This is a genomic window from Amycolatopsis marina, assembly GCF_900111885.1.
GTDB lineage: Bacteria > Actinomycetota > Actinomycetes > Mycobacteriales > Pseudonocardiaceae > Amycolatopsis > Amycolatopsis marina.
Map to the genome: position 1 here is coordinate 40,985 of NZ_FOKG01000008.1, position 15,117 is coordinate 56,101.

Here is a 15,117-nt window from a genome sequence, read left to right on the forward strand (position 1 = left end):
GTTCCTGCCGGTCATGTGCCGGCCAAGCCGATCGTCGGTTGATCACCGACGACGCCGAGGAGGTCCCCCGCGTGCTCAGCGCCTTCCGCTCGGCTCTCGCGACGCCGGACCTGCGCAAGAAAATCCTGTTCACGCTGATGATCGTGGCTGTGTACCGAATTGGTGCAGTCACTCCAGCGCCTGGGGTTTCCTATCCCAACGTGCAGGCTTGTCAAGCGCAGGTCGAAGAACAGGGCATCTACTCGCTGCTGAACCTGTTCAGTGGTGGGGCGCTCCTGCAGCTGTCCATCTTCTCGACCGGCATCATGCCGTACATCACCGCGAGCATCATCGTTCAGCTGCTCACTGTGGTGATTCCCCGTTTTGAGGAACTGAAGAAGGAAGGACAGGCCGGGCAGAGCAAGCTCACGCAGTACACCCGGTACCTGACCATCGCCTTGGCGATCCTCCAGGCCACCGGTGTCGTGGCGCTCGCCGATCGCGGCGCGCTGTTCCAGGACTGCCCGCAGTCGGTCATCCCGGACAACAGCGTCTACGCACTCGCGCTGATCGTCGTCACGATGACCGCCGGTACCGCGGTCATGATGTGGCTGGGCGAGCTGATCACCGAACGTGGTGTCGGTAACGGCATGTCGGTGCTGATCTTCCTGAACATCGCCGCGCGCATCCCGGCGGAGGGCGCCAACATCCTGAACAACCAGGGTGGCCTCGTCTTCACGTTCGTCTGCTTCCTCGCGCTGGCGATCATCGCGAGCGTCGTGTTCGTCGAGCAGGGGCAGCGCCGAATCCCGGTGCAGTACGCCAAGCGGATGATCGGACGCCGGATGTACGGCGGAACCTCGACGTACCTGCCGATCAAGGTGAACCAGGCAGGTGTCATCCCGGTGATCTTCGGATCGTCGCTGCTGTACCTGCCGGACCTGATCAGCCGTTTGGTCGGGGACCCGAACAGTGCGTCGGGGTGGCAGGTCTTCCTGCAGAACTACGTGGTCGACCAGTCGAGCTTCGTGCACATTCTGCTGTACTTCTCGCTGATCATCTTCTTCACCTACTTCTACATCACGATCACCTTCAACGTGGACGAGCGTGCGGAGGAGATGAAGAAGTTCGGCGGGTTCATCCCTGGCATCAGGCCGGGACGACCGACCGCCGAGTACCTCAACTTCGTGCTCAGCCGGATTACCTTCCCCGGCTCGATCTACCTCGGTTTGGTAGCGATCCTGCCGAACTTCTTCTTGTCCATCACGAACGAGGGGAACAATCAGAACTTCCCGTTCGGTGGCACAGCCGTGCTCATCATGGTCGGTGTTGGACTCGATACCATGAAGCAGATCGAAAGCCAGCTGATGCAGCGCAATTATGAAGGGTTCCTCCGATGACGCGAGTGGTTCTCGTCGGTCCGCCAGGCGCGGGAAAGGGCACCCAGGCAGCGGCGCTGTCCGAGAAGCTCGGTGTTCCCCATATCTCCACCGGTGACCTCTTCCGTGCGCACGTCGGCGAGCAAACGCCGCTGGGTCAGGAAGCGAGGCGGTACCTGGATTCGGGTGAACTCGTTCCTGATTCGGTCACCAACGAGATGGTGCGTGAACGACTCAACGAGCCAGACGCCAAGGTTGGCTTCCTGCTCGACGGCTTTCCGCGCAACACGAAGCAGGCCGAAGTGCTTGGTGAGATGCTCGCCGAATTCGACACCGCGCTCGACGCTGTCATTCAGCTGCAGGTCGCCGAGGATGTCGTCGTGCAGCGTCTGCTGTCCCGCGGTCGATCCGACGACACCGAGGACGTGATCCGGCGCCGTCAGCAGGTGTATGCCTCGGAGACCGCGCCGTTGCTCGAGCACTACTCCGACATCCTGGTCACCGTCGATGGCGTCGGTGATGTCGACGAGGTTTCGTCACGGGTGTTGGACGCATTGCGTAACCGCGAGTGAATCTCAGTGGATTTCGTATCGTCCAGATGTTCCGGCGTGGGCGCATGATCGAGATCAAGACGCCTGGTGAGCTGGAGGCGATGCGCGCGGCCGGGTTGGTGGTCGCGCGTACGCTGGCGGCCGTCACCGCGGCTGCCCGGGCCGGAGTGACGACCGCTGAGCTGGACGAGTTGGCCGAGCAGACCATCCGGGATGCGGGCGCGACTCCGTCCTTCAAGGGGTACCACGGCTTCCCGGGGTCAATCTGTGCGTCGTTGAACGAGCAGATCGTGCACGGAATCCCGTCCGAGGAACAGGCGCTCTCCGAGGGTGACCTGCTCTCTGTGGACTGCGGCGCGATCCTGGACGGGTGGCATGGCGACTCTGCCGTGACCATCGAGGTTGGCGTGGTCTCGGAATCGGACAGGGCACTGTCCGCGGCTACCAAGGCCGCGATGTGGGCAGGTATCGAGTCGGTGTCCCCGGGCGGTCGACTGACCGACATTTCGCATGCCGTGCAGAAGGCTGCGGAGCGTGTGGGCAGGGCCGACGGGATCGAGTACGGAATGATCGCCGAGTACGGCGGCCACGGAATCGGCAGCCAGATGCACATGGAGCCGTTCTTGCCCAACCTCGGCAAACCGGGGAAGGGGCCGAAGCTGAAGGTCGGCATGGCACTGGCCGTCGAGCCGATGCTGACCGGCGGCACCGGCGAAACCGTCGAGTTGGCCGACGGCTGGACGGTTGTGACCGCCGACGGATCCAGGGCAGCCCACTGGGAACACACCGTCGCGATCACCGAAGAAGGCCCGTGGGTACTCACCGAGCCCGAGCCTGCCGCCTGAAACTTCCGCCGGTCACCTCTAGCGCGCTGACGACATTTAGCCCGCTAAACGCACCCACCCAGGCCGAACGGCCATCGTAACGGCGTTACGGACAGCCCTGGCGCGACGTCCGGGTTTCGGGCATCCTGAGAGGGACACGCACCTGTGAATCCGTCTGCGACCGGTCGGTCCGGCCCGCTAGATCGGCCCATTGTCGCCGGTCACCGCCTTGTCAGGGCTGAACGAGTCCTGCCTGCGTAACACAGACGGACCCCGATTGGGGGGCGCGACACAGGTTGCGTACACTGTCAAGTCGGCATGCTCATCACGTCGGGTCCATCGCGCTCGTGAACTCTCGCGGCATTTGGGGTCGGGGTGACGTGCGTGCTGGCAACAAGCCAGGTAAGCACTCACCGCTCAACTAATCACGAAACGCGGAGGACATGGGCAAGAAGGACGGGGCCATCGAGGTCGAGGGCCGCGTAATCGAGCCGCTTCCCAACGCGATGTTTCGCGTCGAGTTGGAGAACGGCCACAAGGTCCTTGCACACATCAGCGGCAAGATGCGGCAGCACTACATTCGTATCCTGCCTGAGGACAGGGTTGTTGTAGAGCTCTCGCCCTACGACTTGTCCCGTGGTCGCATCGTCTACCGCTACAAGTGATCACGGCGAGCAGAGCACAAGCAGGAGAGCAGGAGACGTGAAGGTTCAACCGAGCGTCAAGAAGATCTGCGACAAGTGCCAGATCGTCCGGCGTCACGGCCGGATCATGGTGATCTGCGACAACCTGCGGCACAAGCAGCGGCAGGGCTGATCACCAGCACTCGTTCAGAGTGGATTGACAGCTAAACACATCTCCCCGCACCTGCCGGGTCGCCCAGCGATCCGGTTCACCCTCGGGCTTCAGGCCGAGGCCGGGACACCAACCGCGCAAGCGGGTGGCACGACAGCGAGTCGGTCCCGGGATGGACGGGGAGCAGACCTGAAGAACGAACTGATAGAGGAGCACATCGCCCATGGCACGACTCGCTGGCGTTGATCTCCCCCGCGAGAAGCGGTTGGAGATTGCGCTTACCTACATTTTCGGCATTGGCCGGACCCGCTCGAAGGAAATGATCGCTGCGACGGAACTGAACGCGGACACCCGCGTGAAGGACCTCGCCGATGAAGACCTTGTGAAGCTGCGGGACTACCTCGAAGAGAACTACAAGGTCGAGGGTGACCTTCGCCGCGAGGTGAACGCCGACATCCGCCGGAAGATCGAGATCGGATGCTACGAGGGTCTGCGGTGGCGCCGTGGTCTTCCCGTGCGTGGTCAGCGCACGAAGACCAACGCGCGCACCCGGAAGGGTCCGAAGAAGACGGTCGCCGGCAAGAAGAAGGCTGGCAAGAAGTGAGTGTCCGCGGCAAGAAGGTCGTGCAGATCGGCGGCGTCCAGCGTCGCGGCACGACCTCGTGCGTTTCGCCGAAGGCGCTCTACGCCCGCCCGATGGCACTGCGCCAGCTGTACACCGACGCCGGTTCTGTGATCCGGCGCGGACAGCGGGAAGCCAGGGAAGCCGCCGTCGCTCACCACGAGAACTCGCGCTAACGAGGAGAATCACCCAGACATGCCACCGAAGACACGCGCCGCCGGCGCGAAGAAAGTCCGGCGCAAGGAAAAGAAGAACGTTGCGCACGGCCACGCGCACATCAAGAGCACGTTCAACAACACCATCGTCTCGATCACCGACCCCACCGGTGCGGTGATCTCTTGGGCGTCCTCCGGGCACGTCGGCTTCAAGGGCTCGCGTAAGTCCACGCCGTTCGCCGCGCAGATGGCTGCCGAGAGCGCTGCCCGCAAGGCTGCTGAGCACGGCATGAAGAAGGTTGACGTGTTCGTGAAGGGCCCCGGCTCCGGCCGGGAGACCGCGATCCGTTCGCTGCAGGCGGCCGGGCTTGAGGTCGGCACCATCCAGGACGTGACCCCGCAGCCCCACAACGGCTGCCGCCCGCCCAAGCGGCGCCGGGTCTGAGGAACGGGGAGGAGTAAGAAGAAATGGCTCGTTACACCGGCCCCGCGACTCGTATCTCGCGTCGCCTCAAGGTTGACCTCATTGGCGGCGACCAGGCATTCGAGCGTCGTCCTTACCCGCCCGGCCAGCACGGCCGTGGCCGGATCAAGGAGAGCGAGTACCTGCTTCAGCTTCAGGAGAAGCAGAAGGCTCGTCACACCTACGGCATCCTCGAGCGGCAGTTCAGCCGCTACTACAAGGAGGCCGCGCGTCGCACCGGCAAGACCGGTGAGAACCTGCTGCAGATCCTCGAGTCACGGCTCGACAACGTGATCTACCGGGCGGGCATCGCTCGCACCAGGCGGCAGGCGCGGCAGCTGGTCAGCCACGGCCACTTCCTGGTCAACGGCAAGAAGGTCAACGTGCCCAGCTTCCAGGTGAGCAAGTGGGACATCATCGATGTCCGGCCGAAGTCGCTGCAGATGCTGCCGTTCGTGGCCGCCAAGGAGTCCTTCGGCGAGCGCCCGATCCCGGGCTGGCTGCAGGTCGTGCAGTCCAACCTGCGGGTTCTGGTCCACCAGCTCCCCGAGCGTGCGCAGATCGACGTTCCGGTTCAGGAGCAGCTGATCGTCGAGTTCTACTCGAAGTGATCCCTGCCGGGCCGCAGGGCCTGGTGGAGATCGGGCGGTGGCGCCCAGAGTGCGCCACCGCTACGCCATACCTTTCGGCGTCAAATGGCGGGCGTCGGCAGGAGAGGAAGAAAGAACAATGCTGATTTCACAGCGGCCGGGTCTCGGCGAAGAGACTGTCAACGAGACACGGTCCCGGTTCACGATCGAGCCGCTCGAGCCAGGCTTCGGCTACACGCTCGGCAACTCGCTGCGGCGCACGCTGCTGTCGTCCATCCCGGGCGCAGCGGTGACCAGCATCCGCATCGACGGCGTGCTGCACGAGTTCACCACGGTTCCCGGGGTGAAGGAGGATGTCACCGACATCATCCTGAACCTGAAGGAACTGGTCGTGTCCTCCGAGGAGGACGAGCCGGTCACCATGTACCTGCGCAAGCAGGGCCCGGGTGAGGTCACCGCAGCGGACATCGTGCCGCCGGCCGGTGTCACCGTGCACAACCCCGATCTGCACATTGCCTCGCTCAACGGCAAGGGCAAGTTGGAGATCGAGCTGGTCGTCGAGCGTGGCCGCGGATACGTGCCCGCCCTGCAGAACAAGCAGGCTGGCGCGGAGATCGGCCGGATCCCGGTCGACTCGATCTACTCGCCGGTCCTCAAGGTGACCTACAAGGTCGAGGCGACCCGTGTCGAGCAGCGCACCGACTTCGACAAGCTGATCCTCGACGTGGAGACGAAGCCGTCGATCACGCCGCGGGACGCGGTCGCATCGGCCGGTAAGACGCTGGTGGAGCTGTTCGGTCTCGCCCGCGAGCTGAACGTGGACGCCGAAGGCATCGAGATCGGCCCCTCGCCGCAGGAGGCAGACACCATTGCCGCCTACGCGATGCCGATCGAGGACCTGGACCTCACGGTCCGGTCGTACAACTGCCTCAAGCGCGAGGGCATCCACACGGTTGGCGAGCTGGTGTCCCGCAGCGAGGCGGACCTGCTCGACATCCGGAACTTCGGTGCGAAGTCGATCGACGAGGTGAAGCTCAAGCTCGTCGGCCTGGGCCTCGCGCTCAAGGACAGCCCGCCCGGGTTCGACCCGACGGCGGCCGCCGCCAGCTACGACGGCGAGGGCTGGTCCGAGGGCGTCGACAGCATCACCGACGGTATTTCGGACAACGGCCACGACGATGGCCAGGATTACGCAGAGACGGAGCAGCTGTAAGGCCAGCTACGGTCCGTCCGCCGGGGACCTCCCCGGCGGACGGACCTGGCCTCCAGCTGAACAGCTGAACTAGGAGAACCGATGCCCACCCCCACCAAGGGAGCCCGTCTCGGCGGGTCGCCGGCCCACGAGCGGTTGATGCTGGCGAACCTTGCCACGTCGCTGTTCGAGCACGGCCGCATCACCACCACCGAGGCCAAGGCCCGGCGGATGCGGCCGCTCGCTGAGAAGCTGATCACCAAGGCCAAGCGTGGTGACCTGCACAACCGGCGGCAGATCCAGCGGGTCATCCGCGACAAGGCCGTCGTGCACAAGCTGATGGCCGAGATCGGTCCGTTCTTCGTCGACCGCAACGGCGGGTACGTGCGGATCACCAAGACGATGCCGCGCAAGGGCGACAACGCCCAGATGGCGGTCATCGAACTGGTGTCCGAGAAGACCGCGACCGCCGAGGCAGAGGCCGCGCGGAAGACGAAGTTCGCCAAGGACGAGCCGAAGCAGGACGCGACTGAGGCCGCCGCTGAGACCACTGAGGCTGCCGAAGCCACAGCGGGCATCGACGTGGAGGAGACTTCCTCCACCGAGAACGCCCCTTACGGTGAGGGCAGCCACGCGGCCCTGGAAGACGGTGCGCAGCCCGAAGGTTTCCCGATCAAGGGGAACGAGGGCTCGAAGCTCTACCACACGCCGGAGAGCTCGCACTACAAGCAGACAACGGCCGAAGTCTGGTTCGCCAGTGCCGAGGCCGCCGAAGCTGCGGGCTTCCAGTTGCCGCCGTCGCAGCGCGGTTCCGAGGACGAGTCCTGACAGCTGCTGACATCCCGGACGAGCCCGCCACTCCCTACGGGGAGGGCGGGCTCGTCCGTCTGCGTCTCGATGTCAGTTACGACGGTACTGACTTCTCTGGCTGGGCCCGGCAGCCGGATCGGCGAACCGTTCAGGGTGTCCTCGAGGCGGCGCTGGCCCACCAACCTCCAGGCGCCGCCGTCCCCCGCTCGGTAGTCGTCGCAGGCCGAACTGACGCCGGTGTCCACGCCACCGGTCAGGTCGTCCACGTCGACGTGGCGCCTTTAGCGGGCGAAACGTCCTCGGGGCGGATGAAGGTGGACGAGTCCGGCATCCCTGACCTGGAACGCATGCGGCATCGGTGGAATCGGTACCTGCCCGCAGACGTGCGAGTGCTGGACGCGTCCCTGGCCCCTGCCGGGTTCGATGCCCGCTTCTCCGCGGTGCGGCGGCATTACCTCTACCGGGTGTCGGATGCGCCCTGGGGAGTCGATCCGCTGCGGCGACGGGACACGTTGGCCTGGGGCCGACCGCTGTCTGTTGACGCCATGAACGAGGCCTCGAAGGCCTTACACGGTCTGCATGACTTCGCTGCGTTCTGCAAGCAGCGTGAAGGGTCCACGACCATCAGGGAGCTGCAGCAGCTGCTCTGGCGACGGGTGGACGAATACTTGGTTGAGGTGTCGGTGTCAGCCGACGCGTTCTGTCATTCGATGGTGCGGAGCCTCGTAGGCGCGCTACTGCTGATTGGTGACGGTCGTCGAGACAGAGCGTGGCCAGAACGTCAGCTGGGTAGCAGAGTCCGGCACAGTGCCGTAGCGCCCGCGCACGGGCTCACGCTAGTCCGGGTGGACTACCCGCCCGACGACGAGTTGGCTGCACGCGCGGACCAAACCCGAAACGTTCGCTCAACTCCCGGACAGGCGGACACAAGCTCAGCTCGCTGAGTTCTGGGCGACTGCTTCGGAAACAGCGCGCAGGATCTCCTGGAAATCTGACGCGAGCAGGTCAGCGTCGACGATGACGAAGCGCCATCCCTCTGCTGCGACCCGTCTTCGGCGTTCGCGGTCGCGGATCATCTGGTCGGGATCGAGATGCCAGCGTCCGTCGTATTCCACCGCCACTTTTGCTTTGAGTATCGCCATGTCGAGACGCGCGAGAAACCGTCGTTTCCGACGCACTATGTGCTGCGGAACGGGATCGAAACCACCGATGACGAGCACGACACGGAGTTCCGATTCCGGTAGCGACTCGGATCGTGGATCGGCCATGTCGAGAGCGCATCTAGCCAGCCGAATTCCGCGATTTCGCCGATTCAGTAGCGAGCGTGCCAACGTGGAGCGTCGGACCAGACCGGACCGTAGAAACGCGTCAACATCTGGAACGGCGATGCGTAGCCGACGAACCCATCCGCTTTTGCGAGGCGAGAGTCGAAGCATCAGATCGAGTGTTATCCGTGGTGGGCGGGCGATGCGAATGCCGTGCCACGGACGTGACTCTCGGCGGGTAACGGCAGTACGCCGGACGCGGATTCCGTCGATGGGACCGAATCTGTACTTCTCAGGCACCACGAACTCAACCGGGTCGTTAGGCTTTGCGAGTTGGACGCCGCGCACCGTGGCAGCGGAACGGCCAGTCAGGACGGCTTCCTTCGGAACGATGAGAGCCGCACCCCGGCACCGGAGCTCATGGGTGACCGGGACGTCAGCGCGTACGTAGACGTCCTGGAATAGGCGGCGAAAAGCGGGACCACGAAGCCTGCCGGCAGTCACCAGGCCGGCACGTCGTGCTTCGGATCCGCGGAAGACCTCGGTGGGTGCGTCGAGAATGTTGTTTTTGGTCACGAGGACAGAGTCGGAGTGCGCTCTGACAATTTCTCCGCATGATCCGCGACTGCCCGAAAATTGTGGATAACTCCATGAGTTGTCCACAATTGCACTTTAGGGCTTGACTGATCGGCAACCTGGATGCTGCCTCGATCCAGTGCCCCGCTGAGTGCGTTTAGCGGGCTAACTGCACTCGCCGAGCCACAAGGCCAGGGGGAGCACTCAGCCCGCTAAACGCGGTCCTTGCGGACTCAGTCGCCGCGGCGGACCGGGCCGAGGAGTTGTTGTTCCTTGGATGTCGTGACCAGTCGGAGCGGGCGCCAGAGGTTGCGTCCCAGCGCGACGACCTGATCATCCTTCAGTGTGGTTAGCTGCCGCATCATCTGCGGCGGCAGCCGCCAGATACGCGCAGCCAGTTCCGCCTGCCCCGCCGGCAGTCTCTGCATCAACACGAGGTCAGCGGCGTTCGCCGTCGCCCCAGCCTGAGGGTGCAGGTACGGCAGCACATATACCGTGGTCTGCCACGGGGAGCGAGGCGGAAAAAGGTCCTGCGGTGTCGGCCCTCCGTCGTGGACAACAAGCAACGGCGCGTCCTCGGACGGTCGTGGCAGCTCCACCGGAGAGAGGCGCCGGATCTGCACCAACGGCGACGGCCGTCCGTTCGACTGGGTTCCCGCCGCCTTCGAGAGCAGTTGCCACGCTGTCGGACGGCCTGTGGCGATCACGATCCACGCACCCACAGCCATGGCCCTGAGCGCCACTTGGCGGGCCAGATACAGGCCGCCCACAAGGACGATCCTGGTCGGCGTCGAGCGCAACGCCGAAATCGTCAACGGCTCGCCCTGCAGACCTGAGCCGAGGACAATTCCACCACGGTCACCCGATGGGCTGATCGCGTCCAGCAGTGCCGGGTCGACCGTGAATTCCGGGGCGACACCGGTGTTCTGGTTCGCGTCGCGGAGCCGCGAGCTCATGGGGTTCCTCCCATCGGCAACGTAGCTGCGAAACCTTCGAACTGAAGGCCGCGCAGCGGGGTGAGTGCCACGCCCATCCGGCTGGAGATCGTGTTCAGTCGCTCGTCCGCGGCCTCGAGCTCCCTCGGGTTGCGCGCGCTCACGCGCACCACGCCGCGCAGGCCGACCTCACCCTCATCGGCTGCGGGGGAAATCGACATCGCGACGGTGGCGGAAAGGGCACGGACACTGGTCAGGGCATTCAGACTGCTGGTGATTCGCCCCTTCGGCCAGTTGGTGATCGCATAACTGGTGTGCCCGATGCCTGCGGCGGTTACTCCTGTCCACCGCTCCTGCATGTTCACGCGTGCGCCGGACCCGGCGACCCCGGTGAGTTCCGCGGCGGAGATTCCCGCCCGCAGTAGTTCGTCCGGATCCAGTGGCCGTGTCGGAACGCCGCTGGACTCCAACGCGTTGCGCACGCGGGACAGCGCTCCGATCAGGGCCCGGTGGGCTCCGACTACGCCGCCGCCACGTTCCCGGACAGCGGAAGGGCACCTCCTGGGGTCCAGGCGGATCGCGACCCATGTCGTCCGGCGAGCTGCCGCCGGCAACGGACCGAGAACCTCCAGGTACGAACTGAGCGCGGGGGAGTCCGACGGCAACGCCGCGCTGCCCGGGTAGCAGTGCCAGATGACCTGAATGGAGTCCAGGACCACACCGCGATCCTCCAGACACGGGGCGAGCGCCGACAGTGGCAGGCTCGGCGCGCCTCCAGCCTGTGTGATCAGTCCAGGCGCGGGCTCCACCATGAGCACGGCCGTCCACGTTCCGTCGTTCCAGGCGAGTCCCACCTGCTGGCGCTCGTGGTCCACGCCATGTGCGACGACAAGATCCGGAACGGCGAGTCGAAGAAGGTTGACGCGAGGGTCGTCGGGGCCGGTAACCGAGTCGCCCTCTGCTGCGATGGCCTCGAGGCTCGTCGGCGCGACTGGCTCGGCCACCCGATCGTGGGATCTCAGGGTGAACCGCATGGTGAGGTTTGCCCACTGGGTAAACCACTGCCCGCCCCAACGAAGGAACGCGATCACCAAGGCCACTGCCAGAATGCCGATGCCGACGTACACGAGTGAGCTGTTGATCGCGATCAGAATCAGTCCGATCGCGAGCCCGATCTCGAGGACGATCAGGTTGGCAACCGGTAGCGGGCCGAGCCGCGCACCGAGCGACCGCCGCCGTGCGGGCGGTGCGACTGGACTGGGGGCGGGTTCCGGTGCGCCCCCGTCTCGCCGTGGAGGTTGCTGGCCTGGCGGTGGTCCACCCGGCCCCCCGGGGCCGCCAGGTCCCTGTGGTCCCCCCGGACCTCCTGGTCCACCGCCTGGTCCGCCTGGTCCTCGCGGCCGCTGTGGCGGACCGGGAGGGCGTCCCGGCGGGGGCTGCGGCCCCGGCGGCGGACCCGGCGGACGTGGAGGAGTGGTGACGGACATCCGCGCGTTCTCTTCCCCTCGTTGGTGCTACTCGGCTGGAAAGCCGGTCCCGAGGAGTCAAACATTAGCTGGAGTTGGTAGAAAGCCCACACCAGACGGTCCCCGTACGACTATCCTGCGGAACCGTACCGCGACTGGGAGAGCTGTAGGTCGAGAATGCCGTCAACACCGACAACTAAGTCTCAGGTCCACGCGTACCAGTTCGTGCTGCGCCGCATGCAGTCCGCGCTGGTCCGCAGGGACGCTGTGATGCTGCACGACCCAATGCGCACGCATTCCCGGGCCACCATCGTGGGTGTGGTGTTGAGCGCACTGGCCATGCTCGGTTTTATCATCTTCGGCCTGTTCAAACCGTCGCCGCAGGCGCCCGGTCCGGGCAGCATCGTGATCGCGGAACAGTCCGGTGCGATCTACGTCATGGCGGGCAGCCCGAAGAAGCTGATCCCGACCTTCAACCTGGCCTCGGCCCGGCTGTTGCTGATGGCGCAGACCGACCAGGAGGGCGGTCAGGGGGGGCCGCCCGCGGGTGGGGCTGCCGCCGCGCCTGCCGAGGCCGTCCAGCCGACGGTCATTCCCGACGAACAGCTCAAGGACATCCCGCGCGGTCGTTTGCACGGCATACCGAACGGCCCCGAGTCGTTGCCGACGCCCGACATGCGCGTCTCGCCCGAGTGGGCCGTTTGTGACGAGATCGGCTTGGACGAGTCGTTGCCGGATCCGACCAGCATCAACGTGAACGAGACGACGGTTTTCGCCGGTGTGTCCGATCTCGGCGCGGAACTCGCCCCCAACGAGGCCATTCTTGCCACATCCGAGAACGATGAGACCTACCTCATCTACCGCCTTGTCGACAATCCCAATCAGCCGAACGCGAATACCGTGCGGGCCAAAGTGGACCTGTCGAAGGGATCGGTTCGTACCGCGCTCGGTTTGAACGCCAGCCCCCGGCAGATCTCGATGGGCCTGCTCAACGCGATCCCAGAGGTCAACGCGCTCAACCCGCCAACGATTTCGGGCGCCGGAACCAGCAACAGTTTCGGGCTGAGCGGCCTGTTCGTGGGCGACGTTTTCTCGGTGTCGCGGACCGGGGATGCCGACGAGTACTGGGTGATCACCAAGTCCGGAATCCAGCAGGTTTCCAAGGCTGTCGCCGACATGATCCGCTACGAGGAGTCGATCAGTGCTGACGAGATCGACTCGGTACGGCCGGACGCGGTCTCGAACATCCCCGTGTTGAGCCCGAACGACCCGAACTATCTCCAGGTGAGTGAGTATCCGCAGTCGGTTCCCACGGTGCTGGAGGCGGCGAAGTATCCGGTGACGTGTCTCGGCTGGAATGTGGCCGGCGAGGGAGTGAACCGGGACGGGCAGACCAAGGTTTACGTCGGCGCCGAACTGCCAGGACCGAAGAACGAAGAGGATGACTCTGCCGCGGTCGAGATCGGTCAGCCCAGCCCGGACGGTCTGCAGATCGACAAGTTCTACCTGCAGCCGGGCATGGCCGCAGTCGTGCGTTCGGTGACCGCCAAGGAGACCTTCGACAAGGGGGCTATCCAGCTGATCACCGACCGTGGAATGCGGTACGGGGTGCCGGACCTGAGGACAGCGCAAGGACTGGGACTGGATCCGCAACAGCCTGCGCCCGACAACATCATCCGCTTGTTGCCGACCGGTGCTTCACTGAACACCCAGGACGTGTTGCGGACCTTCGACAGCGTGCCCGTCGAGAAGAACGCCGGTACGTTCACGGAGCCGAAGCCGCAGGCCGCGGGGAACTGAGCCGGATCGGAACCCCTGAGTGAAGTCGGGCGTCTCAGGAGCGACGGTGACGGTTTGACGCGAGTGGGAGGTTCCGTGGCGACCTTCAGGATCGACGCAGCGGCAGTCGGTGAGTATGTCAGCGGCATTCGCCGCGCTGCGGACGATCTGGAGTCTGCCGCGCGTGTTCCCCGTGCAGGGGAGCTGACAGCGGACGCCTTCGGGGCTGTCGGGCGTGAGCTTGGGGTGCACGATGCATACTTCCGTGCGGCCGAGGTGCTGCGTTCACAGTTGCGTGCCGGAGGTCAGGCACTCGGGTCTTCGTCGGACGCGCTGGACGAAGTCGTCCGGAAGCATTCGGACGGTGACGATGAACGTGCCGAGGACATCCGGAGGGCAGGGCGGCTGTGAACTCGCTATTGCTACCGCCATTCCCCGGGGACGGCGACGAGGGGGACGCGTTTCGCGGGCTGAATGCTCCCGTGGGTGCGCCGGTAGGTGAACGCCGTGGCCAGAACCCGGTGGATTCGGATTCAGGAGCGGAACCCGCTGTCTCCTCCGCGGCCACGAAGATGCTCGACGGGGTGCGGGACGGTGACGACATCGCGACGGCAATTGCCGACCATCTGAGCTATCTCGAAGACCTGTGTGACCTCCTCGGAACCACGGACATCGTCGCGAACAGCTTCACTCCACTGCTCGGCAGGTGGACCGAGCTCGAAGCCGAGGCCGGACGGTGGCGGGAGGTCGCTGGGACCGTCGCCACCGCATCCCAGGAGGCTGATGCACCGCTGGGCAGGTTGGACGGCGCCTGGGAGGGCGAGGACGCCGATGCCTTTGTTGCCTACATCAGGCGAGTGGTGGCGGCAGGTGGTGAGGTTCAGGACGCGATCGGGGTACTCGCCTCAGCGTTGGAAGAGACCGCCACAGGTGTTCGCCAAGTCGCACTGGACATGGCGGAAGTCCTGGTGGACACGGCGGAGACCGTGTCCGAGTCGGCGGCAATGGCCACCGATGGCGAGAACAGGGCGAGGTCTCAGCTGGAGGAGGCACGCCGGCACATCGACGCTTTGTCCAGCGCAGCGTCCGACGTCCTACACGACTTCATGCGACTGTGTGCCGCAATCGGAGATGACGAGAACGGCGGTTCGCAGTCGCGGGAGGCTCAACTGGCACGCCGGTATCCGGACGAGCGCTTCCGGTTCGCCGATGTTGCGGCGGATGCCAGTAGCAGCCAAGACGTGACGAGGTCGAACGAGCAGGCTGAGGGCGTGTCGGTAGGAGGGACGACGAACGGGGAGCCCGTCGAGTCCGGTGGAGTTGGGGGTGGAAGCTCGTCCGGCGATGGTGCTGCCGCTGCTCAGCCGGTGGGTGTAGGTGACAGGGAGCCCGAACGTCCTGCTGGCGAGGCACAACGGCAGTCAGGTTCCGCGGGTGCGGCCGAGTTCGGCGCCGGAGCTTTGACGGGTGCGGCCGCGGGTGCTGTCGCGGGTGGCGCCGCGAGGGCCGCGGCCGCACCGATGATGGGCGGAATGATGCCGATGGGCGCAATGGGGGGAGCGTCGGGTCAAGGTGGGGACAAGGAGCATCGCACCAAGCAGCGCGTCGTGACGGAGCCGAACGAGCTGTTCGGGCGACCGGAGCAGGTAGCGCCTCCCGTCATCGGCGAGGAGAAGCCGAAGTAGTGCAGTTAGCCCGCTAAACGCACCCAGGCCACCCCGGTGACGGTGCTGCCG

The 15,117-nt window shown here is 65.2% G+C and carries 16 protein-coding genes and 2 pseudogenes; 15 read left to right on the forward strand and 3 right to left on the reverse strand.

What is annotated here, in order from left to right:
* Positions 1-71: 71 nt before the first annotated feature.
* The 12 genes from secY (at position 72) to truA (ending at position 8,304) form a co-directional block, all read left to right on the forward strand.
* Positions 72-1,379: a preprotein translocase subunit SecY gene (gene secY / locus BM199_RS14735; protein WP_091673990.1), complete on the forward strand. Its 1,308-nt coding sequence runs from the start codon at positions 72-74 to the stop codon at positions 1,377-1,379.
* Positions 1,376-1,930, forward strand: a complete 555-nt coding sequence (locus BM199_RS14740) for an adenylate kinase (protein ID WP_091673787.1) — start codon at positions 1,376-1,378, stop codon at positions 1,928-1,930. The genes secY and BM199_RS14740 overlap by 4 nt, the downstream gene beginning before the upstream one ends.
* A 44-nt stretch (positions 1,931-1,974) precedes the next feature.
* Entirely contained in the window at positions 1,975-2,754 is a 780-nt protein-coding gene (gene map, locus BM199_RS14745) for a type I methionyl aminopeptidase (protein ID WP_091673788.1), read from the forward strand.
* 422 nt (positions 2,755-3,176) lie between these two features.
* Complete coding sequence (infA, locus tag BM199_RS14750) at positions 3,177-3,398, forward strand: translation initiation factor IF-1 (protein WP_009948665.1); 222 nt, start codon at positions 3,177-3,179, stop codon at positions 3,396-3,398.
* A gap of 37 nt (positions 3,399-3,435) precedes the next feature.
* Positions 3,436-3,549 (forward strand): 50S ribosomal protein L36, encoded by a 114-nt coding sequence (gene rpmJ / locus BM199_RS14755; protein WP_091673789.1) that lies wholly within the window; start codon positions 3,436-3,438, stop codon positions 3,547-3,549.
* Positions 3,550-3,751: 202 nt separating this feature from the next.
* Positions 3,752-4,132, forward strand: coding sequence for a 30S ribosomal protein S13 (gene rpsM / locus BM199_RS14760; RefSeq protein ID WP_091673790.1), 381 nt, complete (start codon positions 3,752-3,754; stop codon positions 4,130-4,132).
* On the forward strand, positions 4,129-4,326 hold the full coding sequence (locus BM199_RS14765) for a hypothetical protein (RefSeq protein ID WP_091673791.1): 198 nt from the start codon (positions 4,129-4,131) through the stop codon (positions 4,324-4,326). Before rpsM ends, BM199_RS14765 begins: the two co-directional genes overlap by 4 nt.
* Before the next feature lie 19 nt (positions 4,327-4,345).
* The gene (gene rpsK / locus BM199_RS14770) at positions 4,346-4,750 is read left to right on the forward strand and encodes a 30S ribosomal protein S11 (protein ID WP_091673792.1); all 405 of its coding nucleotides are present in this window, start codon (positions 4,346-4,348) and stop codon (positions 4,748-4,750) included.
* Between the two features lie 23 nt (positions 4,751-4,773).
* The gene (rpsD, locus tag BM199_RS14775; protein WP_091673793.1) at positions 4,774-5,379 is read left to right on the forward strand and encodes a 30S ribosomal protein S4; all 606 of its coding nucleotides are present in this window, start codon (positions 4,774-4,776) and stop codon (positions 5,377-5,379) included.
* Between the two features lie 118 nt (positions 5,380-5,497).
* On the forward strand, positions 5,498-6,571 hold the full coding sequence (locus BM199_RS14780) for a DNA-directed RNA polymerase subunit alpha (RefSeq protein ID WP_091673794.1): 1,074 nt from the start codon (positions 5,498-5,500) through the stop codon (positions 6,569-6,571).
* A gap of 81 nt (positions 6,572-6,652) precedes the next feature.
* Entirely contained in the window at positions 6,653-7,378 is a 726-nt protein-coding gene (gene rplQ / locus BM199_RS35320) for a 50S ribosomal protein L17, sunset domain variant (RefSeq protein WP_091673795.1), read from the forward strand.
* An 11-nt stretch (positions 7,379-7,389) separates the two neighbouring features.
* Positions 7,390-8,304, forward strand: coding sequence for a tRNA pseudouridine(38-40) synthase TruA (gene truA / locus BM199_RS14790; protein ID WP_091673796.1), 915 nt, complete (start codon positions 7,390-7,392; stop codon positions 8,302-8,304).
* A 12-nt stretch (positions 8,305-8,316) separates the two neighbouring features.
* Here truA and BM199_RS35205 read toward each other — a convergent pair.
* From BM199_RS35205 to eccE, 3 genes and pseudogenes are all read right to left on the reverse strand, one after another.
* Positions 8,317-9,201 (reverse strand): annotated as a pseudogene (locus tag BM199_RS35205) (hypothetical protein); the annotation flags it as partial.
* Positions 9,202-9,434: 233 nt separating this feature from the next.
* Positions 9,435-10,157: a hypothetical protein gene (locus BM199_RS14800; protein ID WP_091673798.1), complete on the reverse strand. Its 723-nt coding sequence runs from the start codon at positions 10,155-10,157 to the stop codon at positions 9,435-9,437.
* Positions 10,154-11,335 (reverse strand): annotated as a pseudogene (gene eccE, locus BM199_RS14805) (type VII secretion protein EccE); the annotation flags it as partial. The gene BM199_RS14800 and the pseudogene eccE, both read right to left, overlap by 4 nt.
* Positions 11,336-11,779: 444 nt before the next feature.
* On the opposite strand from eccE, the gene eccB reads away from it, so the two are divergent.
* The 3 genes from eccB to BM199_RS14820 all read left to right on the forward strand — a co-directional run bounded on the left by eccB (position 11,780) and on the right by BM199_RS14820 (position 15,066).
* Positions 11,780-13,402, forward strand: coding sequence for a type VII secretion protein EccB (eccB, locus tag BM199_RS14810; RefSeq protein ID WP_091673799.1), 1,623 nt, complete (start codon positions 11,780-11,782; stop codon positions 13,400-13,402).
* Between the two features lie 75 nt (positions 13,403-13,477).
* Positions 13,478-13,792, forward strand: a complete 315-nt coding sequence (locus BM199_RS14815; RefSeq protein ID WP_143101834.1) for a hypothetical protein — start codon at positions 13,478-13,480, stop codon at positions 13,790-13,792.
* A gap of 71 nt (positions 13,793-13,863) precedes the next feature.
* Positions 13,864-15,066 (forward strand): WXG100 family type VII secretion target, encoded by a 1,203-nt coding sequence (locus BM199_RS14820; protein ID WP_091673801.1) that lies wholly within the window; start codon positions 13,864-13,866, stop codon positions 15,064-15,066.
* The last annotated feature ends 51 nt before the right edge of the window (positions 15,067-15,117 follow it).